The 24,977-nt window shown below is 60.4% G+C and carries 21 protein-coding genes and 1 pseudogene; 8 read left to right on the top strand and 14 right to left on the bottom strand.

Going from position 1 to position 24,977, the window contains the following annotated elements:
* Positions 1 to 2 precede the first annotated feature (2 nt).
* Positions 3 to 2,240, bottom strand: coding sequence for a TonB-dependent receptor (locus HY962_16385; GenBank protein ID MBI5648509.1), 2,238 nt, complete (start codon positions 2,238 to 2,240; stop codon positions 3 to 5).
* A 76-nt stretch (positions 2,241 to 2,316) separates the two neighbouring features.
* Between HY962_16385 and HY962_16380 the strand changes: the two genes are divergently transcribed.
* A complete protein-coding gene (locus HY962_16380) occupies positions 2,317 to 3,525 on the top strand; it encodes a hypothetical protein (protein ID MBI5648508.1) in 1,209 nt (402 codons plus the stop codon).
* A 71-nt stretch (positions 3,526 to 3,596) separates the two neighbouring features.
* Here the strand turns inward: HY962_16380 and HY962_16375 are convergent, their stop codons facing one another.
* The 6 genes from HY962_16375 to hpnC form a co-directional block, all read right to left on the bottom strand.
* Positions 3,597 to 4,976, bottom strand: coding sequence for a dipeptidase (locus HY962_16375; protein MBI5648507.1), 1,380 nt, complete (start codon positions 4,974 to 4,976; stop codon positions 3,597 to 3,599).
* Between the two features lie 91 nt (positions 4,977 to 5,067).
* A complete protein-coding gene (locus HY962_16370) occupies positions 5,068 to 5,700 on the bottom strand; it encodes an outer membrane beta-barrel protein (GenBank protein MBI5648506.1) in 633 nt (210 codons plus the stop codon).
* A 112-nt stretch (positions 5,701 to 5,812) separates the two neighbouring features.
* Entirely contained in the window at positions 5,813 to 6,898 is a 1,086-nt protein-coding gene (gene mnmA / locus HY962_16365) for a tRNA 2-thiouridine(34) synthase MnmA (protein ID MBI5648505.1), read from the bottom strand.
* Between the two features lie 82 nt (positions 6,899 to 6,980).
* On the bottom strand, positions 6,981 to 8,318 hold the full coding sequence (locus HY962_16360) for an FAD-dependent oxidoreductase (GenBank protein ID MBI5648504.1): 1,338 nt from the start codon (positions 8,316 to 8,318) through the stop codon (positions 6,981 to 6,983).
* A complete protein-coding gene (hpnD, locus tag HY962_16355) occupies positions 8,315 to 9,121 on the bottom strand; it encodes a presqualene diphosphate synthase HpnD (GenBank protein MBI5648503.1) in 807 nt (268 codons plus the stop codon). The genes HY962_16360 and hpnD overlap by 4 nt, the downstream gene beginning before the upstream one ends.
* Positions 9,122 to 9,178: 57 nt before the next feature.
* On the bottom strand, positions 9,179 to 10,237 hold the full coding sequence (gene hpnC, locus HY962_16350; protein MBI5648502.1) for a squalene synthase HpnC: 1,059 nt from the start codon (positions 10,235 to 10,237) through the stop codon (positions 9,179 to 9,181).
* Between hpnC and HY962_16345 the strand changes: the two genes are divergently transcribed.
* Complete coding sequence (locus HY962_16345; GenBank protein MBI5648501.1) at positions 10,197 to 11,732, top strand: glycosyltransferase family 39 protein; 1,536 nt, start codon at positions 10,197 to 10,199, stop codon at positions 11,730 to 11,732. The two genes, hpnC and HY962_16345, sit on opposite strands and share 41 nt — an antisense overlap.
* Positions 11,733 to 11,740: 8 nt before the next feature.
* Here HY962_16345 and HY962_16340 read toward each other — a convergent pair whose 3' ends face one another.
* Positions 11,741 to 12,886, bottom strand: coding sequence for a methyltransferase domain-containing protein (locus HY962_16340; GenBank protein ID MBI5648500.1), 1,146 nt, complete (start codon positions 12,884 to 12,886; stop codon positions 11,741 to 11,743).
* 185 nt (positions 12,887 to 13,071) lie between these two features.
* On the opposite strand from HY962_16340, the gene HY962_16335 reads away from it, so the two are divergent.
* Positions 13,072 to 14,001, top strand: coding sequence for a TerC family protein (locus HY962_16335; protein MBI5648499.1), 930 nt, complete (start codon positions 13,072 to 13,074; stop codon positions 13,999 to 14,001).
* Between the two features lie 24 nt (positions 14,002 to 14,025).
* On the opposite strand, the gene HY962_16330 is transcribed toward HY962_16335, so the two are convergent.
* From HY962_16330 to HY962_16315, 4 genes and pseudogenes are all read right to left on the bottom strand, one after another.
* Positions 14,026 to 14,733, bottom strand: a complete 708-nt coding sequence (locus tag HY962_16330; protein MBI5648498.1) for a pirin family protein — start codon at positions 14,731 to 14,733, stop codon at positions 14,026 to 14,028.
* Positions 14,734 to 14,801: 68 nt separating this feature from the next.
* The gene (locus tag HY962_16325; protein MBI5648497.1) at positions 14,802 to 15,212 is read right to left on the bottom strand and encodes a MarR family transcriptional regulator; all 411 of its coding nucleotides are present in this window, start codon (positions 15,210 to 15,212) and stop codon (positions 14,802 to 14,804) included.
* A 329-nt stretch (positions 15,213 to 15,541) separates the two neighbouring features.
* Positions 15,542 to 15,928: a VOC family protein gene (locus HY962_16320; protein MBI5648496.1), complete on the bottom strand. Its 387-nt coding sequence runs from the start codon at positions 15,926 to 15,928 to the stop codon at positions 15,542 to 15,544.
* 129 nt (positions 15,929 to 16,057) lie between these two features.
* A pseudogene (locus HY962_16315) lies at positions 16,058 to 16,675 on the bottom strand (class I SAM-dependent methyltransferase).
* Between the two features lie 143 nt (positions 16,676 to 16,818).
* Here HY962_16315 and HY962_16310 point away from each other — a divergent pair.
* Positions 16,819 to 17,505 (top strand): DNA alkylation repair protein, encoded by a 687-nt coding sequence (locus HY962_16310; GenBank protein MBI5648495.1) that lies wholly within the window; start codon positions 16,819 to 16,821, stop codon positions 17,503 to 17,505.
* 342 nt (positions 17,506 to 17,847) lie between these two features.
* On the opposite strand, the gene HY962_16305 is transcribed toward HY962_16310, so the two are convergent.
* Entirely contained in the window at positions 17,848 to 19,677 is a 1,830-nt protein-coding gene (locus tag HY962_16305; protein MBI5648494.1) for a hypothetical protein, read from the bottom strand.
* 179 nt (positions 19,678 to 19,856) lie between these two features.
* On the opposite strand from HY962_16305, the gene HY962_16300 reads away from it, so the two are divergent.
* Genes HY962_16300 through HY962_16290 form a run of 3 tightly spaced genes read left to right on the top strand, consistent with a single transcriptional unit; the run spans position 19,857 to position 22,419 of the window.
* Positions 19,857 to 20,786 (top strand): zinc ABC transporter substrate-binding protein, encoded by a 930-nt coding sequence (locus tag HY962_16300; GenBank protein ID MBI5648493.1) that lies wholly within the window; start codon positions 19,857 to 19,859, stop codon positions 20,784 to 20,786.
* Positions 20,741 to 21,616, top strand: coding sequence for a metal ABC transporter ATP-binding protein (locus HY962_16295; protein MBI5648492.1), 876 nt, complete (start codon positions 20,741 to 20,743; stop codon positions 21,614 to 21,616). Before HY962_16300 ends, HY962_16295 begins: the two co-directional genes overlap by 46 nt.
* The gene (locus HY962_16290; protein ID MBI5648491.1) at positions 21,613 to 22,419 is read left to right on the top strand and encodes a metal ABC transporter permease; all 807 of its coding nucleotides are present in this window, start codon (positions 21,613 to 21,615) and stop codon (positions 22,417 to 22,419) included. The genes HY962_16295 and HY962_16290 overlap by 4 nt, the downstream gene beginning before the upstream one ends.
* Before the next feature lie 127 nt (positions 22,420 to 22,546).
* Here the strand turns inward: HY962_16290 and HY962_16285 are convergent, their stop codons facing one another.
* Entirely contained in the window at positions 22,547 to 22,954 is a 408-nt protein-coding gene (locus tag HY962_16285) for a hypothetical protein (protein MBI5648490.1), read from the bottom strand.
* 244 nt (positions 22,955 to 23,198) lie between these two features.
* Between HY962_16285 and HY962_16280 the strand changes: the two genes are divergently transcribed.
* Positions 23,199 to 24,938, top strand: a complete 1,740-nt coding sequence (locus HY962_16280) for a carboxypeptidase regulatory-like domain-containing protein (protein ID MBI5648489.1) — start codon at positions 23,199 to 23,201, stop codon at positions 24,936 to 24,938.
* Positions 24,939 to 24,977: the final 39 nt, after the last annotated feature.

Raw genomic sequence — 24,977 nt, 5'->3', positions numbered from 1 at the left:
GCCTAAAATTCCACTTTCAGATTCACGGTTGGGAGGAACGGCAGCATGTCGATGCGCTGTCCCGTGGTCTGGTTGTAGTAGAACATGTTCTTGCGGTTGTACACGTTGATGATGCTGCCCTCGGCGATGATGTTCACCCAGCCGAAGCGGAAGGTCTTCGCGACGTTAAAATCGAGACGGTGATACGAGGGAAGACGGCCGCGGTTTTTATCCCCGAGTATCGTGTAGGGCAGCCCCTTTTCGCCGCCGTATCCCGTTCCATCGAAGAGTCCGCCGAACAACAGGCGATCGTAGAAACCCATGATTTGCGTGAAGGGCAGACCAGACCCGAATTCCCAGCGAAGGCCGATGTCCCATCCCCCACCGGGCCGCACACCCGCGAGAAGATTGAGGTTGTGGCGACGGTCGTAGCGCGGCGAGTACGTGAAGTTCCCGACGCTGCGCTCGGTGAAACTGAGCGTGTACGACAGCCAGCCGTAATACACGGGATGCTTCTCCTCGATGAACAACTCGAGGCCGTAGGAACGTCCGTCGGCGGACACAAAATCCGGATCGCTGGCATCGACCTTGTCGCGATTGTATTCGACAAGATTCGCCATGTCCTTGTAATACGCCTGGACGTTGAAATTCAGTCCCGGAACAAAACCCGCGGTGCCATCCACGGCGAAGATAAAGTGGTCCGCGCGCTGCGACGGCATGTCGGACGAGATCGGAATCCATGTTTCGAAGAGCGACACCACGTCGTCCTCGTTGGTGATCGTCATCATGCGCTGGTGCACGCGCGAGTACGAGAGTTTCACCGAATGCGCGGCCGAGACGTCGTAGCCGACGGAGAGGCGCGGTTCGAAAGCGTCGCCGGAATTTGCAGAGAGCACCGAAAACAGATCGGAGCGGATGCCGGCCTCGATGGAGAACGGATTGAGCTGCTTGAGTTTGTACCGGAACCAGATGCCTGTTTCGCTGTTGCGCTCGCTGATCTCGCGGCGGTAATTCGCGGCGTTTGTAAACGAATACTTGTATTCGGGGAAGCGGAACATAAAACCCGCGCCGTACATATCGCCGCTTTGCTGGAAATATGTGACGCCCCCGTTGAAGTACGAGTCGTTCACCTCCGAGGAGCGCGCGGTGACCGAGGAATTCTCGCGCGGACGCAGCTCGCCGTTGAAGGCGCTCATCGAGAAGGTGGTCTCGATGAGGTATTTGTTCTCGAGCACCTGGAACCAGGTAAGACCGTAGGCGCGGTTGTTCCAGAGGTATTCCGGTTCCACGGCCGACGCGGGGCGGATGATATCACCGCTGAGCAGGGAGTGGAAAGAGATGCGCCCGTTCTCGCCGGTGCTGTGGTTCACACGCGCGATAAGATCGTAGAAGTCGAACGGTGTTTCGCTCTTCACGAACTTCTGCAGCATGTCGTCGAGGAAACTCTTGCGGCCGGCAATCATCCACGATCCGTCCCATGGTGTCGGACCCTCGAGCATCACCTTTCCCGCCACGAGACTCGCGTTCAGTTTTCCCGCGAAGCGGTTCTTGTTGCCCTCGCGCGTGCGGATGTTGATGACCGACGAAAGCCGGTTGCCCCATTGCGCGGGGAAGCCGCCCTTCAGTATCTCGGCCTCCTTGATCGCGTCGGCGTCGAAGATCGAAAAGATGCCGAGCGCGTGGAAGGGATTGTAAATCGTCATGCCGTCGAGCACGATGAGGTTCTGATCGCCGCCGCCGCCGCGCACGTAGAACTGGCTGCTGACGTCGCTCGTCGCCACCACGCCTGGCAGCACGGAGAGAGTGCGGAACAGATCCTTCTCGACGATGGTGGGAACGATTTCGATCTCGCGTATGCCGATCGGCTGCGTCGAAATCTCGGTGTCGTAGCGCACATGGCGTTCGGCCACTTGCTCGACGCCCTCCATCATCACGGGATTGGGCGCGAGAAGAAAGTTCGCGGACACGATTTTACCCGCCTCGATGCGTACCTGCCTCTCGACGGTGCGGTATCCGATGATGGTTGCGCGCACTGTGACGGTACCCGCGGGTATGTTGCCGATGAAGTAAAAACCATTGTGGTCGGTCGCGGCTCCCATGCCTTTCGACACGATCACGATGTTGACCAGCGACAGGCGTTCACCGTTCGCCGAGTCGGAAACAAAACCCTTAACGCCCCCCTTCTGGTCCTGGGAACGGAGCAACGGAACAGACACGACAAGAATGAGGAGCAGGAGCGGAATCAGAGATCGAATTTGCATATTGTATCTGCAGTCGTGGCGGCATACAACACAAACATAGCGCCTGCGTGCTCCGTCAGCATCATCTTCGAAGTGTATGGAACTCACCGACGCACAGCTTCACTTTCTCCTCTCGGATCGTTTTGAAGCCGTACATGCGGCGTACGGTCAATTCCATGAAAAATACAGGGATTCACTCAGAATCCAAACGCATCTGCGTGCCGCCTTTCCCGATCTTCCGCCGGCATTGTTCGCCGCGGCGGCCGAGCAGTGGGAGCTGCGCCGGCGCGCGGCAGGGAAAACGGCCCTTGGTCCACGGGCGCTCTACACACGGACGGGAGCGGAGCAAGCATCGTCCGCCTCCGCTGCGTCCTTCCACGCCTCGCTGTTTGCGGGCCGCGAGGTAGTGCGCGAATGGTGCGCGGGTGTCGGCAGCGACACACACGCGTTTGCGCAAGTCTGCGGCGCCGTCCATGCCGTCGAAGCCGATACCGTTACCGCAGCCCTGCTCGAGCACAACATGCACGCTCTCGGTTGCACGCACGTGTCCGTTATCAAAGCGCGCGCGGAAGACGATGCGGCTACGCGTCCCTTCGCTCCGCACGAAGCCCTCTTTGCCGATCCGTCGCGGCGCAGCGACGGCACGCGTCTCATCGATCCCGAACGCATGTCGCCTCCTCTCTCCTTCTGCCGCGCGGCCGCGACAAAAATCACGGCAGTTGTCAAGATCGCGCCCGCTGCGGATATCCGCGACACCTTCTGGAAAAAATGCTTTCTCGCTGTCGGCGACGAGTGCAAGGAACAACTGCTGCTGCGCGGCTTCGACGTGCCGGACGTCTCGGCAGCGGATGCCGTCACTGGTGAACGGTGGTCTCCTTCACATGAAGCTGCATCCGTCCCTGGTCCGACGCGCCCCAAGTATCTCATCGAACCGCATGCAGCGGTGATACGCACGGGGGCTGTAGCGGAGTATTTCCGTGAGCACAAATCCGTCCCCGTTGATCCACGGATCGCGTACGGCATTTCCGCAACGCTGCCTCGCGCCTCGCGCTGGCACACTGCCTTCGAGGTACTCGAGGTTGTGCCCTATCAGCGCCGCCGCGTGCAGGACGCGATCGATGCGCACGACTTCGGTCCGCATACAGAAATCAAAAAGCGCAGCTTCCGCCTCCTGCCCGAACAGATCCGCGCCAGCTTCCGTTTCCGCGGCCACAGCGCCGGCGTGCTGATCTGCACCCGCATAGGCGACACACACGTAGTGTACCTCTGTAGCCGTGTGGATGGAAGCGGCTCTACGTCGAAATAACACCTGTATACAGAACGCCCGCGGAGAACGACTCCCCGCGGGCGTGAATACCAGTTGAATCGTACGCGGTGTTACTTCTTCAGCTCGGCGAACGCTGAGAGGAAATGCGCTGCCGTCGCGAGACCCTTGTCAAACTGCACCAGATCGAACTTCTCGTTCGGAGCGTGCAGGTTGTCGTCGGGGAGGCCGAAACCCAGAAGCACTGCTTCGACGCCGAGTATGTGCTGGAAGTCCGCAACAACAGGAATTGATCCGCCTTCACGCGTGAAGAAGGGCTCCTTCTTGTACACGGCCTTGATCGCAGCCGACGCCGCCTGCATGCCGACCGATTCGATGGGCGTCAACGCGGGATGTCCGTTGTTGTCGTACAGCTTCACATCGAGTTTCACCGTGGGCGGTGCAACACTCTTGACGTAGGCGGTGAAGAGCTTCGCGATTTTCAGCGGATCCTGATTCGCGACGAGCCGCATCGATACCTTTGCATGCGCTTGCGCGGGGAGCACCGTCTTCACGCCCGGTCCCGTGTGACCGCCCCAGATGCCGTTCACTTCGAAGGTCGGACGCGAGCCCGTGCGCTCGACAGTGGTGTACCCCTGTTCGCCGTGCGGCATGGTGGCGCCGATCGACTTCGCCCACTTTTTGTCGTCGTGTGGAAGTTTTGCAAGCGCCGCACGCTCCTTCTTGGTCAGAGGCACAACGTCCTCGTAGAAACCGGGTATCTTGATCTTGCCGGACTTCGGATCCTTGCATGCGACGAGGATTTCCGACAGCACCTGGATGGGATTCGCGACGCCGCCACCGAAGGTGCCGCTGTGCATGTCGCCCTTCGCCGAGGTGACGGTCATCTCGAGATAGGTGAGACCGCGCAGACCGTAGGTGATGCTCGGCTCCTTGACACCCATCATGTGAGTATCGGAGATCAGAATAACATCGCAGGCGAGCATCTTCTTGTTCTTCTTGACGAAGTCCGCCAGGTTCGTGCTCCCGATTTCCTCCTCGCCCTCGACGATGAACTTCACGTTGACGGGAAGCGCGCCATGCGTCTTCATGAACGCTTCGACGGCTTTGAAGTGGATGAACACCTGCCCCTTGTCGTCGGCTGATCCGCGCGCAAAGATTTTTCCATCGCGCATTACCGGCTCAAAGGGCGGCGAATTCCACAGCTCCAACGGCTCCGCGGGCTGCACATCGTAGTGCCCGTAAATAAGAACCGTCGGTGCGCCCTTCGCGCCGAGCCACTCGCCGGTCACGACCGGATGGCCCTTCGTGGGATGCACTGTCACGTTCTGCATGCCGATGTTTTTGAGCTGTGCTTCGACAAACGCCGCGGCGCGGGCGATGTCGGGTTTGCGCTCGTCGCTCGTGCTGATGCTCGGAATGGAAAGGAAGGTAACGAGGTCCGCAAGAAACGCGTCGCGGTTCGCCGCAAAAAACGCGAGGATGTCTTTCATGCAATGCTCCGATGATGTATGGGGTGCAGTATCCGATGCGCGGAAGAATCGAAACACAAACTACGACATTGTCCGCTCCTGCAAAACACCGTCAATTGAAGTAGAAACGGAACCGGATCGAGGTGGAGATATTCAGATACGATTCGGACACCTCGGAATACGTGCTGGAAAGCGGGTCCTCCTCTCCGATGATGATATAGCTCCAGTGTACGGCGGTCCCGACACTGAACCGTTTCGCAAAGGAGTATTCACCGCCCAGCACGAAACCGAGCAGCGTGTTCGATTGGGATGTGGTGCTCTCCTTGGAGCCCGGCGAGGAGGGTTTGCTTTTTGTAGACGTGGGCGCAAGAGCAAATTCCGGCCCGAGATACAGGGAGACGTTTTCCGCTCCGCCGACTCTGTCGATGAAGTAGTGCACGCCGGCGCCGAGACGCATCTGTGTGAATGACGCGGTGCTTGTCGTTTTATCGAAATATATGCGCTCGTGCGAGCCGGACAGGTACCCCACCTCCGGTTCGATGCGGAAATTTTTTGTCAGGAACACAGGGACGCAGACTGTCGCGAAAGACCACGGCGTGTACGCATGCTCCTGGTCGATGGCATACACTAGGACAGACTGCGACATACTTACACCAAAACCGACACGAATATCCGATTCCTGTGCCTGCGACACCACGGAACCAAGCATACATGCAACAATGAGGACCATCATGACACGTACCATGTGCACCTCGAATTTCAGTAGAAGGATACAGTGAGTATTCGTAACGTTACTCACATTGCGGGCCACAATCAACGCGTGGGAACACGCATTTCCGCGGACATCCGAAATTTCGTCAACAGATGACGCCGCCGCCGAGCACGTCGTCGCCGTCGTAGAAAACGGCCGACTGTCCGGGTGTAATGGCGCGACGCGGGGCGTCGAACACGATACGCAGCGTGCCGTCTGCGTGCGGATGCAGTGTCGCGGACGCTCCCTCGTCCTTGTACCGGATCTTCACACGGGCGCGCAGCGGTGCATCGGGGAACGACCGCTTCTGCATGACAACATCACGCGCGGTGAACGTATCCGTGTACAGATCCGCATCACGGCCCACAGTGACGCGGTTCGACTGCGGATCGATGCCCGTCACATACACAGGCTCGCCGACTGCCACATTCAAACCCCGCCGCTGGCCTATCGTATAAAACGGATATCCGTCGTGTTTCCCGATCACGCGCCCGTCAAACACCACATCACCGTCCCGGACCTTCCCCTGGAGCCCGTCCACGCGCTCCTTCAGAAATCGCGCGTAGTTATTGTCGGACACAAAACAGATCTCGTAACTCTCGCCTTTCCGCGCCGTGTGCAGTCCGAAACGCTGTGCATGCAAGCGCGCCTCGTCCTTGGTGAGACCGCCGAGGGGGAAAAGCGTTCGCGCGAGACTGTCCTGCGACAGCGCCCATAACGCGTACGACTGATCCTTCGACGCGTCGATTCCGCGTGTGATCCAGTGGCGTCCCCCATCGGCGTCGGATCCGACACGTGCGTAGTGCCCCATGGCCACGCGGTCCGCGCCCAGTCCCAGCGATTTTCGGATCAGTTGCTCCCATTTGATTCCACGATTGCAGAGCACGCAGGGATTGGGCGTCGTTCCCGCGAGATAGGCATCCACAAAGGGATTGATGACCTGCTCCATAAACGCGGCGGAAAAATCGAACACATAGTGCGGGATGCCGAGACGTGCGCACACACGGCGGGCATCGTTTATCCCGTCGAGCGAACAACAGCTCGACTCGTTCGCCGTGTTGCCGCCCACATCCTCGAATGCATGTGTCTTGAGGGTGACGCCTATAACCTCATAGCCCTGCTCCACAAGCAATGCCGCGGCCACCGACGAATCCACGCCACCCGACATTCCGACCACAACACGATTGTTCATCACCGTCTGCTTTCTTTTGAGTCAACGTCTTCAGAAGCTCAACACACGGGTGGCTGCAAGTTGTTCCGCAGCGCCGTCGCGGTTACACACCGCCCCGTGTACCGGCAACATGCGCCGCCACTGCGTCGGCCGCAAAAAAGCCGCCACGCACGGCGCTTTCGATGGTTGCCGGCAGGCCGGTGCCTATCCAGTCTCCCGCGAGAAAGAGACCGGCTTCCTCGGTGAGAGCGGCAGGCCGCAGTGTTTCAAGTCCGGGCGATGGCCGGAACGTCGCGGCGCGCTCGCGAATGACGAGCATTCGATGAACGGCACGCGCGGCTGTCTGACCGAACACCGCGGCAATGTCGCGGCGTACGCGGCTCTCCCACTGCGCATTGTCGTCGTCACAGAGCGTGTCGGCGGCCGAAACAGTACAGGTCGACAGCCAGTGGCCATCGGGCGCGCGTCCCTTGTCGAACACCCATTGCACCACCGTGTCGAGCAGCCCCATGATCGGTTCGGTGCTGAGGCGTTCGCGGGACCAAATGTACACCGAGACGATCGGCGAGGGCACAAACGCCGGACACAAGGTTGCGGCCGCCGAGCCGAGCGCGGAGCGCTCCAGAAGGGCACGCGTATCCCACGGAGGCATGGCGAGTACAATGGATTTGGACTCCATCTGCCGTCCGTCCGCGAAGATCAGAGTCCATCCCGAGGCATCACGACGCAGCATTTCGACGCGCGTGTGAGTGAATACGCGCGTTGCGTGCGCTTCGAGGAATGCGGCTGCGGGATCAGCGAACGTGCCGGAAAGGCCGCCTGTGCAGAACAGCAATGCCGACGCTTCGGCGGCACTAAGAAACACCTCGCGCAGTACTCTCGTGAGCAGGGCGGCCGAGGAGTGCGCGGGCCGCGCGTTCAACGTCGCAAGTATCACGGGTTCCCAGAACGCCGACATGGCGTGTGCACCCTGTCCCAGGTCCAGCAGCCACTTGGCGGCGGTGATACCGTCGAGACGCGCGGGATCGGTGTTGCGCAAGACGGCAGCCACCCGCAACACACCAGCCTTGTCGCGCACGCCGAGGAAGTTGTACCCGAGAAAGGCCTGTGCCATACCGAAGGGATGCGGCAGTGATCCCGTCCGTAAAACAGCCCTTCCCCCGCGTGTGTCGCGGAACGGAATACTCATGCGGTCGACTCGCCGCAGTGTGCCGGATGAACCGATCAGTTCCAGGAATTGCAACGTCGACGTATAACAGCCCATCATGAGATGCTGGCCGTTGTCGAGCACCGCGCCGGAGGCGGCATCCGTAAAGGAACGCGCGCGACCGCCGAGATAGGGCCTTCCCTCGACAAGCGCCGCCGTAAATCCGCGACCGGACAGTGAGACCGCGGCCGCAAGGCCGGAAAGTCCGCCGCCGATGACGGCAACGTCGATCATGCGCCGGCGATGGTCCCGAGTGCGGGCCTGCTGAAATACTCGCGCATCGCGATCACAAGTTTGGAGAGAGAGGAGATGGAAATCTTCTCCTCGAACACCGCGTACGAGCGTTGCTCGATCTTGTCGAGGATGCGGTAGTAGATGCGATCCATGATGCGCGCCGAAAAAAATGCGCGGTGGTCCTCTTCCGCCAGCGAGGCGCGCGCCTTTTCGTAATACCGCCTTGCGCGCTCGGCCTCGTAGTGCATGAGCTTGACGAAGTTCTCGTTGTAGACCGACGCAAACAGCTCGTCCTCCGTGTACCCGAAGCGTTCGAAGTCCTCCAGCGGAATGTAGATGCGGTCGCGCAAGGCGTCGCTGCGTACGTCGCGCACGATGTTGGTCAATTGCAGGGCGATGCCGAGGTCGATCGCGTACTGCAGCGTGCGCTTGTTTTTATATCCGAAAATTTCGCTGCACATGAGCCCGACTGTCGACGCGACGCGATAGCAGTATTGCTCGAGATCCTCGAAAGTGTCGTAGCGCTTCTGTTCGAGGTCCATGCGCATGCCGCGTATGAGTTCAAAAAAATGCGCGGCGGGGATATTAAAACGTCCGGCAATGACATTCAGTTTGTTGAGCAGAGGATAGACGCTTTCATTGCGGAAACCCATTTCGAGTTCGTACGTCCATCGCGCAAGCTTGTCGTGTTTGGCCTGCTCGTCGTTGCCCTCGTCGACGATGTCGTCGGTGCAGCGGCAGAAGGCGTACACGGTGTTGATCGCCTCGCGTTTCGGCTCGGGCAGCAGAGAAAACGATATCATAAAATTCGTTTTGCTCTGGCGCGTAATGATGTCCGCGACATCCCTGTCGTGCACGGGTCACCTGTGTGGAATAAGACGTAGCGCTGCGCGGAAAAGTATAGACACGTATTCTGCTTTTGTGAGTGTGGGTCGATTCTCAAATGCAGTATAGTCTCCGCGGGCAATTTTGTCAAGTATGCGGGAGCCCCCGAGCCAGACGGCGCGGATCTCGAGAGCGGGCAGTCCGCGCAGATGCGAAAAGAGTGGCAGTGCGCTGTCGAAGAACAGCCGTGTGCGTTCCACCTGGCGGCGCAGCACGTCGCGCAGCGCGGGCGGCTTGGCCGCGCCGGGCAGGCAATGCTCGGCCGAGAGTCCGGCCGCGCGCAGATCCTCGAGCGGAATGTAGATGCGTCCGCGTGCCGCATCGATCGAGACGTCCTGCCAGAAATTGGCGAGTTGCAGACCGGTGCACAACGCATCGGATGCCGCACAGGCAGCGGGATCCGACACACCGAACAGCGCCAGCATGATACGGCCGACAGGATTCGCTGACCGGCGGCAGTAATCGAGCAACAACGGGAAACTCTCGTAGCGTGTTGTGGTGCAGTCCTGCCTGAACGCATCGAGGAGATCGCGGAACAGCGCGCCGTCGATATCGAAGCACCGGATCGTGTGGTGCAACGCGGGGAAAATGTCGGATGCAAGCCGGTCTATTTCATCGCGTTGTGCGGCGTAGGGCAGGCCGCCCGTGTCCGAGTCGAGATAATCTTCCCAGCGGTTAAGCGCCGCAAGCCGCGCAGCCGTATCAACATCGCCTTCATCGGCGAAATCGTCCGCCGCACGGGCGAAGGCATAGACGGCCGCAACATGCGGACGCAGGCGTCGCGGGAGCAGCACCGACGCCACGGGAAAATTCTCGTAGTGGCTGCGCGCGACCTGTGTACAAGCTGCGTACGAGTGTGCAAGTGCGCGGTATATGTCCGAACTTTTTTCCACGTCGCAATATAGCGGGGAGCGGCACGCTGCGCGACGGACTCTGCAACAATCCCGCTCTTTTTTCGATATTAGAGGATTACCCCCAGCACGGAATCGATATATGAAACCGTTCCCGCCCAGAGATCCCCTGCCCCGCTCCATTTTTATCATCGCAGCGGCGGTGGCGACGGCACATGTGGCCCTGTCGTTCTCGCCGTGGTATGAAATGTTCCGCGACGAATTCTATTATCTGGCCTGCGCGGCGCGCCTCGATGCGGGGTACGTCGATCATCCTCCGCTTTCGGTATGGATGCTTGCGGGTGTTCGCGCGATGCTTGGTGATTCCGTCGCCGCCGTGCGGCTGCTGCCCGCGCTGGCGGCCGGCGCAACGACTGCTGTGGCGGGAATGCTCGCGCGCGCGATGGGCGCGCAAAGGACCGGCATGGTGCTCGCCGCCCTCTTCGCCGCGGGTGTTCCCATCTTGCACGCGCTCGCAAGTTTTTATTCGATGAACGCTTTCGAACCGCTGCTCTGGGGCATCACGTTGTTATGCCTGTTCCGTGCTCTCGATCGGCAACGGCCACGGGACTGGATGTGGCTGGGCCTGCTTCTGGGCATCGGGCTTATGAATAAACACACGATGATACTGCTTCCCGCAGCCTTGCTTCCCGCGCTCCTGCTCACCGGGCAACGCCGGGTGCTCGGCACGAAGGGGCCGTGGATCGCCGCCGCCATCACATGCTGCATCGTTCTGCCGAACATCCTCTGGCAATGGGCGTACGGCTTTCCCTCGCTCGAATTCTATGCCAACGCGACCAAGTACAAGAACATCCCGACCTCGCCTCTCGAAATGGTTTTTCTTCAGTCCATGGTGGGCAATATCTTCTTTCTTCCCGTCTGGATCGCCGGAGTGTGGTGGCTGTTTATCCATGACAGCGGAAGGTGGCGCTTCCTCGGGTGGACCGTGATCGCCACCTACCTGATTTTTCTCGCGACCCAATCAAGCCGTCCCGACCGCATCGCGGGAATCTACGTGTTGTGCGCCGCGGCAGGCGGCGCTGCACTCGGCGCCCGACTCGCTCAACGCGCAGCTCTCGCGCGCACTGGGGCCATCGCGGCGATCACCCTCGCGGGAATTGTCATGCTCCCGCTTGTTCTGCCGCTCTTCCCTCCCGTCACACAATCCCGCGTCATGGGGCTCGCGGGTATGAACCGACAATTCGAGAAGGGCCAGCGCGCACCCCTGCCGCAACATCTTGCGGATCGATTCGGCTGGCGCGACATGGCGGCGAATATTGCGAACGCCTGCGCGCTTCTCACGCCCGAGGAGCGTGCCGTCGCCGCCATAGGCGCAAGCAATTACGGCGAGGCCGGCGCACTCGAGTATTATCGCGAGGAGTACAGTCTCCCGCCGACACTCGCGACACACAATTCGTATTTCCACTGGGGGCCGGGCGCCACGAGCGGCGAGGTGATGATCATGATCGGCACCTCCGAGGAGGAATTGCACGAGATGTTCGAGGACGTGCAGAACACCTGGATCATACACTGGGGCGGCTTCGCGATGGGTTTCGAAAACGACCTTCCCATCTACATCTGCCGCAGGCCGCGTGTGCCGCTCAAGGAACTCTGGCCGAAACTCAAGAAATACGTCTGAGTCCCGGATCAGGCCTCGTGCCGTGTGACAATCGAATCCCGCGGCACGAGGCAGTCGTGCGTCCGCCGTTCGAGCTGTGAAAGCTCGAGAATGTCGTATCGCTCGGCGCGTGCAAACGCGCGGTTGGCCTCGGTGACATCGCGCGTGTTTTGCATACAGGGAAATCGGCCTGCCTCGCCGCAGAGATAGGCGCGGGTTCTGCCCTTCTCGCGCGCCGCGTGGCTCACAACACGCTGCGGATCGGTGACGCCCAGCGCGCCGCCGAGTGTTGCGCCGCTGCGGTTGAGCACGAGGTACGAGTACTTGAGCGAGAGTTTCACCGTACCCGTCGCGCGATCGAGTTCCTCGATCCAGGCCGGACGTTCCCAGCCGTCGTCCGCATGACACCAGTCCTTTTCGGCGTCGAGGGCGGGGCAGACTCCCTGTCTGAAACACGGCGCGGCGATGGTCCACCCGTCCGCCGCGGCACGCGTACGCAGATGCAGAAGCGCGCGCGAGGCGGTGCGAAGCGCTGGTTCGAGCAGCAGCACACTGCCTCCGGGCGCGAGGCGCTCCGTACAGATTTCGAGCAGCCGGTCGCCCGGATCGGACAATTCGTTGAGCGTGTTTGCGACGATGATGAGATCGTAGGAGCCCGCGTCGGTATAGCGGTCGATGTCGCAGAGACGTGTGGATGCGTGGAGCGCACCGTCGAAAACATTTGCGGACAGCCAGCGCGCGCTCTCGTCGGCGAGCGTGAGCGCGGCGCGCGAGACGTCGACAAGCGTGATGTCGAGAGGCACGGGACGCGGTTCGGAACGGTCGGGGCGCAGCCAGGCGGCGAGTCCCCAGAGGCCCGTGCCCGTGCCCGCACCCAAATCCAGCACACGCAGGACGTCGCGTCGCGGCGCCGCGTCCATACGTGCGATTTCGCGCAGCGCCCTGTGCAGTTTCAACATGTTCGCCGTGCCGAAATACACGGCGTAGGCGCGCAGCGCTGTGTCGTCGTTCAGATACGGGCGCGCCGCGCCGGGCGCCTCGTCGTCGAGGCGATTGAACATCGACGACAGGCGTGTGATCGGTTCGGCGAGCGCGCGCAGGCGGCGCCCCTCGAGTGTATCGGCGCCGAACAGCGCGCGCAACAGATCGGAGTGCCAGGACGGGATTCGAAGCATGATATGGTTCCGTGCTGAGGAAGGTGGCGTGATGTTTTTGTGCACGCAGCCGCTGCGTGTGAGATGTTGCTCAATGTTGGCAGAGCGGCCGAGAATGCCAAACGGTGCCGCGGATTTTGCCGTCCGCGACTTTGTGCGCATCTTGCACGATCCGCCTTCGGGCGGCTCACACAATTCGGAGTTGCATGCCTGTTTCTCTCTTCATGTGGATTTCTTTCATCGTGATCGTGCTGGTCATGCTGGCCATCGATCTGAAAATTTTCCACCGGCAGGCCCATCAGGTGCAGCTCCGCGAAGCGGTGATATGGAGCATCGTCTGGATCGTGGTGTCACTGGCTTTCGCCGCGGGGGTGTATGTCGAGCTGGGGCAGGAACCCGCCACGAAGTTCCTGACCGGGTATCTGGTCGAGAAGGCGCTGAGCATGGACAACCTCTTTGTCTTCCTCGTCATCTTCTCGTATTTCGGCGTGCCCGGCGAGTATCAGCACACCGTCCTCTTCTGGGGCATACTCGGCGCGCTGGTGTTCCGCGCGGTGTTCATCGCGGCGGGAGTCACACTCATTCAGTCGCTTTCCTGGAGCATCTACGTGCTGGGCGCCTTCCTGGTGTATACCGGCATTCAACTGGCGCTGAACAAGGACAAGGAATTCCATCCCGAAAAAAACGTCGGGATACGCCTGTTCAAACGCTTCTTCCCCGTGACATCCGAGTATCATGGCGGCGCATTTTTTGTGCGCCTGAACGGTGTTCTGACCGCCACCCCGCTCTTGATCACGCTGATCGTGGTGGAGACGACCGACGTGGTTTTTGCCACCGACTCCATTCCCGCGATACTGGGCATCACCACCGACACCTTCCTCGTGTACAGCTCGAACATCTTCGCCATACTCGGATTACGCGCAATGTATTTTGTGCTTGCGGGCATCATGGGACTGTTCCGTTTCCTGCACTACGGACTATCGCTCATCCTCATCTTTGTCGGAATCAAGATGTTTGCGGGCGACATGCTTCACATGTCGGTGCTTCTTGAGCTGGGCATCGTTGTGGGGATACTCGCCGCGTCGGTGTTGATCTCGCTGTTGATACCGGCGCCGCGGGACGAGACTCCGTCATAGGCCGAAACATCCGCGATTGTTCGGTCACTCGTCCATGGGAAGATCGAAGAGCACGAGTTCCGCCGTCTCCTGCGCCGATATCGCGAGATTGATCTCGTCGCGGACCATAGCCGCGTCCCCAGTCCCTAATATCAAGCCATTCACCGTTGCCGCACCGGCGGCAATAAAGACGTAGGCGCCGCGGCCCGCCTCGAGCGTGTGCTCCACCGTGTTTCCGGCTTCGAGCGACGAAACAAACATCGACGCGTGCTGATGCATGGCCAGCGCATCGCCGCGGGCATCACCATCGACAACACGCAGCAGCGTATTCCGGCGCCGCGCCGCGTCAAACGTGCGCTGATCGTACGACGGCGCAAGGCCGCGCTTGTAGGGCAGCAGCCAGATTTGCAGCAGATGCAGTTCCTTATCGGCCGAGCGGTTGTATTCGGAGTGCACCACGCCCGTACCCGCGCTCATGCGCTGCACGTCACCCGCGCGAATCACGCTGTGTGTGCCCGTGCTGTCGCGGTGCTCCACCTCGCCCGCCAGCACGTAGGTGATGATCTCCATATTGTCGTGCGGGTGCATGCCAAAGCCCGTGCCCGGTGCGACAAAATCGTCGTTCAACACACGCAGGGGGCCAAAATGTATGTGTTCTGGATCGTAATAGCGATTAAACGAAAAACTGTGATAACTCGTCAGCCACCCCATGCGGGTGCTTCCGCGTTCGCCCGCCTTCCGTATCGTAATCATGTGCTCAGCTCCATTCATGCGCGTGTTATTACTTCAAATTCAAAACACATGGCAGAAAAAAAGAGTTCCTACGGATGCGGGGCGAGTCCGAGACCGAGTTTTTTCAGGAGGCGCGCGAGTTCTTCCTGTTCCTTGTGACTGAGGGTTGCGGCAAGATCCGCGATATACGCGGCGTGCGGCGGAAAGATCGACTGGAAGAGGCGCTGCCCTTTTGTCGTGAGCCGCACCGTCACGGAGCGCCGGTCGTTGCCGCTCTGCACGCGTTCGACGAGACCTGCCTTTTCGAGGTTATCCACCACACAAGTCATGTTCCCGCCGCTGACGAGCATCTTGCGCGAGAGTTCGCCGATGGGCATGGCGCCGAGGTGGCCGAGGCATTCGAGCGCACCGAACTGCGGCTGTGTCAGACCCGACTCGCGAATCTGCTGCACAGTCAGCCGGTTGAACGTGGCGTAGGCGCGGGCAAGTTTCACCCACATGTCGAGCGCGCGATCGGCGTCGGAGCCGTATTGTTTTGTTGTTTTCACTGTGCCGGATTGGAAGCGCGGAACATAGCACAGGTAGATGTGAGAGTCAAATCTCGCTCATTGCGCACGGCAGCCCGGTTGTGGATGCGTCCGCTACGAGACGCCCCATTGACGGTGCCCCGTGAAACAATAACACCTTGGACATGGCGCGACAATCACGCCATAATCACGGGTGATTGCCGCGAGGATCCGTTGTGCAGGAGAGTGCGATGGAGCATCAGGTCACCGACAGCGAGCGTGCAGCCCGCCGTGATCCTGCTTGCACAGTGCCTGGAGTCCGTCTAGTTCTGCGAGTGGAGTCCGATGACGTTCCCTTCCGTGTCGGAAAAGATGGCAATAAATCCATGCTCCCCTATCGACATTTTGTCGCTGACCACAGTTCCCCCGTTTGTTATGACCCGCGCGAGGATCACCGCACAATCCTCACAGGAGAAGTACACCAGCGTGCTTCCGCCGGAAGGAGTGTTGGGCATTTTCACCAGTGCACCTGAGGCACCATACGCTGTCATCGACGACGGGAAGGAGCACATCTCCATCCCGGGGAAGCCCTCCGGATCGGGATTCCCCATCGGCGTCATCTGCCATTGGAAAATCGTCTCGTAGAACGCTGTCGCCCGCGCCATATCCTGCACGTATATCTCGAACCAACCAACTGGATTATATTCCATGATCACTCCGTTTCGCTGTAGATATTGGGATAGGTGATATCCATCATAGTCATTTTCCTCCACGAAATCCACTGTGATTTCGTCTGGTCTGAACGAAGCGCGACGCCCACGGGAGTAGGAGCATGACGGTTTAATATACTGCTGCAGCACACACGCCTTCCCTGATGCGAGCGACACCCGTGTTTCCGATTCGAGCACGAAGCCCGCATGGGTCGCGTAGCGGATCAACTCCGACGGCTCCACGAGCCGCATGATGGGTGCAAGCGCATGCAGACTCTCATACGGCGAGGGCGATATTTCTTCGAGACCCGCGACTGGCAATTGCAGGAGCGCACAGAGTCGGCCTCCGGGACGACAGATGCGCGCAAGATTCGCCAGCGCCGCCGGAGGCGCGACGTATTCGAACACAAGCGCTGCATAGATAAGTTCGACCGGCGCGCAGGGCGGGGGCGCTTCCTGAATGTCGGCAACATACAATTCGAGTCCGGCAATGCGGCCGCCGTAACGCGACAACGCTGCCGCGATAAACGCGGGATTGATATCGACACCGACAACACGGCGCATCTCCGGAGTGACACGGTCGAAGCCATTGCCGCCTGCGCAGCCGATCACCGCAACGGAGTCGGGCTTATGGCACCGTACAAGCGCCTCGAATTCGGCCGCGATCATCCCCGCCTGTGCAATAGAGGACATCGCCATGTGGGACTCGTAATCCGAGAGTGGTATGTCGAGCCAGGGATTGTTCATGCGCGATACATCACAGCGAATGTACGCCGTGCGTCATCGAAACGGAATCATGACATGATCACATCCGCGCACTTTGTTTCGTCCATTGGATTCCACTATCCCCCACCCTAGTTTGCTAATCCATACAACTGCGATTTGCACCCATGACTCTGACCCGCATCATCACGCGCCTCGAAGCGCTGCGCAACCCCGTCGCCATCGCCGGAATGGCGCGGTACGGCATACACACGGACAACACCTTCGGTGTGTCGGCAGGAGAACTTCGGGCGCTCGCAAAGGAGATCGGGCGCGACCACATGCTGGCGCTGGAGTTGTGGGATGCGGGCATACGGGAGACACGCATCCTCGCGGCCTTTGTTGATGATCCTGCCGCGGTGGACCGCGCACAGATGGAGCGCTGGGCCTCCGCCTTCGATTCGTGGGATGTGTGCGACGGCTGCTGCATTCACCTCTTCCGGAAAACGCGGCACGCGCACGACATGGCGCGCGAATGGACAACACGGAACGAGGAGTTCGTGAAACGCGCCGGCTTCGCGATGATCGCAACCCTTGGAGTTCACGATAAAAAGGCGGACGACGCCGTGTTTGTGCGCTACCTCGACGATATCGCGCGCGAGGCCGACGACGAGCGCAACTTCGTGAAGAAGGCCGTCAATTGGGCCCTACGACAGATTGGAAAGCGGAACGCACGGCTGCATCCGCATGCAGTGGCCGTGGCGGAACAACTTGCTCTGCGTGAGAGCCGCGCAGCCCGGTGGATCGCGAAGGATGCGTTGCGGGAGCTGCGTGGGGACGCAGTGCTTGAGCGAGTACGGGCGAAGGGAACCTAATCGGCTTCAAGTTGCTTAGTCCTCACGGGAGTGTGAGGAGTCAGGATGAAGGAGACAGGAGACAGGCACGTACTCGATTGGTGTCTCCTGACTCCTGTTTCCTGTATCCTCACGGGAGTGTGAGGAGTCAGGATGAAGGAGACAGGTCTTTACTTGATAACGCGTGTCTCCTGACTCCTGTCTCCTGTATCCTCACGGGAGTGTGAGGAGTCAGGATGAAGGAGACAGGAGACAAGCACGTACTCGATTGGCGTCTCCTGACTCCTGTTTCCTGTATCCTCACGGGAGTGTGAGGAATCAGAAGAAAGGAGTCAGGAGCGCGACCCTCTCAGAATAAGACAACTACCAGTCGCAGCCGAGGATGGTACCGTTGTGACCCACGGCCCACATACGTTTGGGCGAAGAATAACAGATGCCGACGAGTGTCTCTTCGGTGGGACGCGCGAGGCGCACCCACGTCTTGCCGCCTGTCTGCGTCGTCAGCACGGTGCCTTCGGCACCGATGATGGTGCCGCGCATCGGATCAGCAAAATCGATGTTGATCAGCGGCAGGTACACGTTTGTAGGAATCTGTTCCCACGTCGTGCCGCCGTCTTCCGTCATGAGCATCACGCCGCGCGCGCCGCATACCCAGCCCTTGTCGCGGGAAAGGAATTTTGCGGAGAGCAGATCCTCGGTCACTGTCGACTGCTGCAGCTTCCAGGTGTTGCCGTTGTCGCAGGAGATTGCAATAAGACCGCCCGCACCCACGATGGACCAGCAGCCCTTGCCGATGGATACGACGTCGAAGAGGTCCTTCGATGCGGGTCCCAAGATTTTGGTCCAGGTCTGTCCGCCATCGAGTGTGGAATACACGGCGCCCTTGTCACCGACGGCAAGTCCGGTCTTGGTATCGCTGAAAGCGATGCCGTTGAGATTTTCCGGCTTGTCCGACATCTGCAGCGACCAGCTCATGCCACCGTCGTTCGAGTAGCCGATCTGTCCGCGGTTCCCTGCAACCCAGCCCTCGCGGTCGTTTACAAAGTCCATCGCATTCCATTCCAGCGTGTTCTGGAAGCGGGAGGAAGTCCACGTGTCGCCGCCGTCGGCGGTGACGAGGAAGTCGCCGTCACGTCCCATCGCCCAGCCGTTTTTCTCACCGACGAAGTCGACGGCATAAAACAGCGAGCGCGGACCGCGCGACACACTCTTCCAGGAATCGCCCCAGTCGGTGGAACGGAGCAGCGTGCCCTCGGTGCCGAGCACCACGCCGGTCCCCTGCGCGCTGAACGACACGTCCATAAGATCAGCGTCGGTGCCGCTCTGGACCTTGCTCCACGTCGTGCCCTTGTCGGTGGTCTTGATGATCACGCCGCCCTCACCGACGGCCCAGCCACGGCTGTCGTCGATGAAGAACATCGAAATCAGCGTGACACCGGTCTTGGAATCGATGAGATTCCACTTCTCGCCGCGGTCCGTGGTTTTCAGCATAAGGCCGTTGCCGCCGCAGATAAAGCGCACGGTGTTGTTGACGTAGTATATGTACTCGGGGTTGCCGGGGAGGTCGAAATTTTTCTTGTTCCAGCTCGCGCCGCCGTCGGTTGTCTCGAGGATGAGGCCGCGCTGATCCTTCCAACCCATCGCCCAGCCGCGCTTGTCGTCGTCGAAGTAAATCGAACGGAGGAACTGCGGTTCGGCATAGGAGCGGTCGGTCCAGACGTCGCCGCCGTTGGTGGTGTGGAGGATGAGACCGCCCACGCCGCAGGCCCAACCGACCTGACGGCTGAAAAAGTTGATCGCGTAAATACGCTTGGTGGTGCCGGTGTTCTGACGCTTCCAGGTACGACCGCCGTCGGTGCTGCGCGAGATGATGCCGTCCTCGCCGCATGCCCAGCCGTATTCGTTGTCGATGAAACTCTCGTCGTGGAAGGAGATGTCGGTGTTGCTCTGCGTGAGGTTCCAGGTCAGACCGTCGTCCGTCGACCGAATGATACGTCCCTGGTCGCCGACGATGACAATCACGTTGTCGGCGGGCCGCTGGATGGAGTTGTTGGTGTTGCCGTGCGGGAGGGGGTTCTTCCACGTCCACGTCTGCGCGTGGGCGCTGCCTGCGCAAGCAAGCAAGAGCGCGGCTGTCAGAATCCGGGTCCAGGCGGACGGAATGAGCGTATCAAGTCCGAAACGACGGCGCATGGAGACATTCCTTGATTGATGATGAAATCGGAGGAGGGGTACAGAATGATCGGAAGAAAATACAGGCAATTCGTCTGAAAACAAAGCTGGCGGACGGGAATCCGCGATCGCAGCCGGCCGCGGATATGAATCGGACCCGATTTTTCGTAAAATTGTCGTTTGACCCTGTTCGAGGCCCCATGACACATCATCGCAGCACCCGCGCGCTCATTTTCTTCGCAGCCATGTGCCTGTTGGCCTGCGGTTGCAACCCGGAAAAATCGGCGAAGCAATCAGCACTGCGTGTCGTTACAAGCATCACCCCTCTCGGACATCTCGTGCGCGCGATCGGCGGCAAACGGGTGGATGTTGTGGTTGTCGTCCCGCCGGGGTCGAATCCTCATACCTTCGATCTCACGCCTGAGGTACTGCGCAACACGCGCGACGCGCGCCTTCTGGTGCAGGTGGGGGCGGGATTCGAATACTGGTCCGATAAACTGCGCGCCAACATACACAGCGACCACTTCGAGATCGTCTCGATGCTGGAGCCCGCCATGCCGTGGCGTATCGACGGACGCGAAGCACCGCGGGTCGCCGCCTCGGAAAGTGAAGGCGATGACGTGCATGAGAATCCGCACTTCTGGCTCGATCCCGTGCGCATGATCGAGGCCGCACAGCGTGTGCGCACGGCGTTGATACGTGTCGATCCGTCACACGCCGTGGAATACAACGACAATGCCGCGCGCTTCATCACATCGCTCCGCGAACTCGACCGGGAGATCGCGCGCGAGACCGCCGGCTGGCGCATGCGCGGCTATATCGCACAGCACGCCTCGTGGGAATATTTCGCGTTTCGCTACGGGCTGACGCAGGAAGGATTGATCGAGCGTTCGCCCGGACGCGAAGCGACTCCGAAGGAACTGGCGGAACTGCTCCGTGTCATGGCGCGCAGCGGCGCGGGTGTGATCTTAGCGGAGACCGTCTCGTCGACCAAGGCGGCCGACGCGCTTGCGCAGGAATCGGGCGCGCGCGTGGTGTTGCTCGATCCCGTTGGGAGTCCGGACTTCGGCGCGACGTACGAGGAGTGGCTGCGGACGAATGTGCGGCGCATGGCGGACGTGATGCGATGACGGGCAGCGGCGACATCGACGTCTCGCTTCGCGCGGTGACGGTGCTGTATCAGGGCCGTCGCGCTGTGGAGGATGTGACCTTCGATGTCGAGCGCGGCGCATTTTGCGGCATCATCGGTCCCAACGGTTCGGGCAAGACCACTCTGGTCAAGACTATACTCGGACTGCTGCGCCCCTTCGCGGGCGAGGTGCGCGTCTTCGGACTGGCGCCCGACGAACTCGGCGCGCAGCGTGCGCGCATCGGGTACGTCCCCCAGCAGACACGCATCGATTTTGATTTCCCGCTCCGCGTCTCCGACGTGGTGGCCACGGGATTGTTCGGCAGCATGGGTCTCGGCCGACGCCTGCGCCCTGTCCATCACGATGCGGTGGGTACGGCACTCGAGCGGTTGCGTATCAGCGACCTCGCACACCGCCCCATCGGTGAACTGTCGGGTGGGCAACGGCAACGCGCGCTCATCGCGCGGGCCCTCGTGCAAAAACCCTCGCTGCTGATTCTCGACGAACCCACCGCGGCTTTGGACCACAGCGCGATGGAAGGACTCTACGAGTGGCTGCATCAGGTGAACGAGGAAGACCGGCTGACGATTCTTCTCGTGTCCCACGACATGGGCGTAGTGAGCCGCTACGTGGATTCGATCGCGTGTATGAACACGCGCCTCGTGGCGCACGGACGGCCTGCGGACATGTTTACGGGCGAAACGCTGGAACAGATGTACGGCTGCGGTGCGGTACTGTTCGGGCACGGCGAGATGCCGCACATGGTTGTCGGCGATGAGGGGCACCGGCACAGCCACGGCGCTTCCGGCAGCGACGGAGGCGCCGCATGACCGAGTTGCTCGGTTATGCCTTCATGCAGAAGGCCCTGCTTGTGGCGATGCTCGTGGGCGGCGTCTGTGCCCTCATCGGCGTGTACGTGGTGCTCAACGGGCTTTCCTTCATCGGCGCGGGTATATCCCACTCGGCCTTCGGAGGCGTGGCGCTGGGCCTGGCACTCGGCGTGGATCCCCTGCTGGCCGCCCTCGTGTTCAGCGTGGGCACCGCGCTCAGCATCGGCGCTGTGAGCGAACGCGGCGAGATAAAAAAGGATACAGCGGTCGGAATATTTTTCGCGGCCACGATGGCTCTCGGCATCGCCGTTATCAGCACGATGAAAGGCTTTTACACGGACCTCTTCGGCTACCTCTTCGGCAACATCCTCGCGGTGACCGCGGGCGACATCATCTGGAGCGCGGCGCTCACTTTTGTGATACTTGGCATCGTCGCGCTGTACTGGAAGGAACTGCTGGCTCTGAGTTTCGACGCCGAACACGCCCGCGTCATGGGGCTCCCGACACGGCTGCTCTCGTATCTGCTGCTCGCGCTGATGGCTGTCACCATCGTCATTTCGGTGAAGTCCGTGGGCGTCGTGCTTGTATCCGCCCTCATCGTCACTCCGGCCGCGTCGGCCTATCAGCTCACGCGACGTTTCGGCTGGATGATGACACTCTCCGTGCTCTTCGGTATTGGCGCCTCAGTGGGCGGCCTTCTGCTCGCTTATCAATTCAACATGCCGTCGGGCGCAACCATCGTGCTCCTCGCGACGGCGCTGTTCGTCCTTGCCTGGCTGCTGTCGCCGCGACGCCGACGATAACAAGAGCGTGGAAAGTAGCAGCGTGGAGAAGTAGCAAGGTAGCAAAGTGGAAACGTGGCAAACTCACATCGGTGCTACTTTACCACCTTGCTACTTTGCTACTTTACGTTGCCCGAATCCCACGGGATCAGCGCGTGAAGATGAACGGCGCCAGTACGGTCACGGCGATGAGAACGAGCTTTTTCAAACCACTCGCTTTGTAGTCGGCCGTCGATTTGCGGTTCAGTGTGCTTTTTGTGCGTTCGCGCAGGAAGGGCAGAAAGTTGAGCGGGAGTGTCGCCGCAAAGAGGATGACCTGCACATAGAGCAGGAGCTGCCCCATACGCGCGCGCTCGGCGGTGAAATGCAGGATCAGGGCGATAAGCGCCGCGCCAGTTAAGGCGAATACGAGCGCGTCGAAGAGGTCGGGTTTCCCGGTTTTGTAGAAGCGCAGCTCGGCTTCCTTGTATTTGCCCGGAGCAATCAACGCCCGCACCGCCTGCATGGCGGAATACGCGGCGTACAGCGAGAGAGTGGCGATTTCGTAGGGTTGCATGCGCGTCCGTCTAAGTTCTTTGCGAATATACACACTCCTGAAAGAAATCCGGTCCGTTTTGTCAGGATTTGGGGATGCCGATTGTCTGTTATTTGACGGATCGGATCCGGTCTCCCACGACCGGATATTTTCCTGTTTCATATCTTTTTTTGTAAGTTTGATCGGATCCGCAACACACGCGCCGTGTCCGATCCGCGCAGCACCTCCCAAACGATATCTCCATACCATTAAAGGAGTTCCACTGATGCGCATCGCGACACAGCGTTTTCTCCCGCTCGTCATCGGCTCGTTTGCCCTTGTGTTGCTTCTTTCGTCGTGCAAGGACGAACCGGGCACGGCACCCGCACTGGGCGACACCATCACGGGCATCGCGAAGGATGAACAGGGATACGGCGTGCCGAACGCCATCGTGACCGCCGTGACCTCGGCGAACGCGTTGGTCGCCGTCGACACCAGCGACGACTTCGGCATCTTTACACTCTCGACCCTGCCCACCGACAAATCGGGCCTGATTGTCCGCGTGTCACATGGCGACTTCAAGTCGTATGTCGCGCCGCTGCAGTCCGTCAGCGGAGGAGGAGGCGCCGTGCTGCTGATGACTCACGTCGACAGCGCCTGCGGCAGTCTGAAGCTCACCATCCGCGATATCACAACACTCGCCGCGCTGAGCGGCGCCGAAGTGCGCCTGAAGCGCAACGGCGTGCTCGTCAGCACCACCACCACCGACGCGACAGGATACCTCGAATTCAATTACCTCATCGCGGGCAGCTACTCGCTCCGCATCGCGAAGACGGGATACCGCGTCGTCGAGCGGAACGCCACGATACAGTTCTGCGACAGCACAAGCATGGACATCCGCATGGAAGCGACCACCACGGGTGGTGAAGATTCCTGCTGCCGCGGCGTGCTGACGGTGATCGCGCGCAGCGCGGCCAACAACGCCATCCTGATCGGCGCGTCCATCAAGGTGCAGAAACAGGGCGGCGACGCGCGCTACAAATCATCCACCGACAGCGGCGCGGTGTTTTATGAGATGTGCCCGGGCACGTACTGGGTGCGCATCGCCAAGGACGGCTATCAGGTGCAGGAGTTCGACGTGGTCATGGGCTGCAGCGAGATCAAACAGGTTGATCGCTCACTCACGGCCGCCGCGGGCGACTCGTGCTGCCATTCCGTGCTCACCATCATTCCGATGAGTCAGGCCAACAACAGCGTGCTCGTCGGCGCGTCGGTGAAGCTGAGCAAGGGCGGCACCACGTACGGTCCGCAGACGACGACCCAGGCCGGCACAAGTTTCGACGGCCTCTGCCCCGGCACCTACGCGGTGCGCATACAGAAAGAGGGCTTCCTCGTGAAGGAATACGAGATCGCGGTCGGATGCAACGAAACCAAGACCGACGATCCCCGCCTGCAGTCCTCCGGAAGCAACGACAGTTGCTGCCAGGGTTCGATCAACTTCACGATTATCGACTCCACCACACGCGCTGCGTTGAACGGCGCCACCGTGAAGCTCTGGAAGGGCAGCTCGCTTGTCGCCACGCAGAGCACCGGCGGAGACAATCGCGGCGCGGGCCAGGTGCTCTTCACGAACCGTTGCGAGGGTGAGTACCAGATCTCCATCATCAAGACGGGCTACAAGTCGCGCGAGTTCGGTTTCCGCATCGGCTGCAACGAGCAGTACTCACATACGCTCGGACTGCTGCAGCAGTCGGTCGACAGTTGCGACAACGCGACGTTGAAGGTGCGTGTGAAGGATTCCACCACAAACACGTGGCTCAACGACGCGTTGGTGGAAATCGGCACAAGCAGCGCCTGGTTGTACTCGGGCTACACGGCGTCGGAAGGCACCTACATCAAGCAGGGCCTACGCGCGCCGATGACGTACGTGGTGCGTGTCAGCAAGAACGGATACACGACTAAGCAGTACGAGGTCCGCTTCGTGGAATGCAACACGATCATCAAGGAAGTGTTCCTGGCGCCCTGACCGCTCGCTGAAGAACATGGAAAAGGCCGCTCGTCGAGC

Source organism: Ignavibacteriota bacterium, from assembly GCA_016218045.1.
Taxonomy (GTDB): Bacteria; Bacteroidota; Ignavibacteria; order SZUA-365; family SZUA-365; genus JACRFB01.
Note: the sequence above shows the minus strand (reverse complement) of the source record. Positions and strands in the feature narration are given on the sequence as shown.